This window comes from Prevotella sp. MGM2, from assembly GCF_002933955.1.
Classification (GTDB): domain Bacteria; phylum Bacteroidota; class Bacteroidia; order Bacteroidales; family Bacteroidaceae; genus Alloprevotella.
Window position 1 is genome coordinate 1 of sequence record NZ_BEWW01000130.1, and the last position, 764, is coordinate 764.

The 764-nt window shown below is 57.2% G+C and carries 1 protein-coding gene and 1 pseudogene; both read right to left on the reverse strand.

Annotated elements, in window-relative coordinates:
* A pseudogene (locus C5S62_RS02995) lies at positions 1-217 on the reverse strand (phage tail tape measure protein); the annotation flags it as partial.
* Positions 218-461: 244 nt separating this feature from the next.
* Positions 462-764: hypothetical protein (locus C5S62_RS13485; RefSeq protein WP_104403994.1), on the reverse strand; the 303-nt coding region annotated here is incomplete at its 5' end.

Consider the following 764-nt stretch of genomic DNA (forward strand, 5'->3'; position numbering starts at 1 on the left):
CGCCCGGTGAGAGCGTCTCGTTCAGGCTTTGGCTGAGGTTGCCGACGTACTGCGTGAATTGGTTAAGCGCGAGCATCTTCCCCTCGAATGTGTCCCACAGCGACGTGGTCGCACGGAGATTCCGTTGGAGGTTCTCGACACCTCCCGAAATCTCGGCGACCACGGCATTGCAGTTGCCGCTTATGTTGAAAGCGTAATTGAAGTTGTAATTGCTCATTCAAAGGTGGCTTTGCATTATAGGCTGCATTCGGCATCTGCGGGTGAGAATAATTTTGCGAGGATTCTTGCCATGTTTTCAAGACGGAAGTTTTCAAGCCACACGGCCTGTTGGAACAGCATAGCCCACCTTTCGTCGGTGAGTGTCTCCGGGTCTGTCCCGAAGTTGGCGCGGATCAAGGCGCACCCTTTCGCTATCTCTCCAGGGTCGTCGTCCTCCACGCCCCCGGAGAGTTGGTGCGCCTCTACAAGTTTTTTAGCTTAGACACGCACTTCCCGAAGATGTTCTGCAGTTCCCCGGTCGCCTGCATCTTGTAGACCGCATCGCTCTTCATCAGAGGCGACCCGCCGAGCCAGCAGTTGTCAAACAGAACCTCGGCGGCTCTCACCTCGTTCTGCTTGGCCGTGGCCGAGAAAGCCTGCATCGTCTTCATGTCCGGGCGGTGGAAATAGCCTCGGTGCAGCTCCTCGAAGTCGGTGTCGGCCCCCTCTACCTCCACCACGCGGCCATGCTTCCCTTTCCACGTGGCTATCTGCCCCCCGGTGAT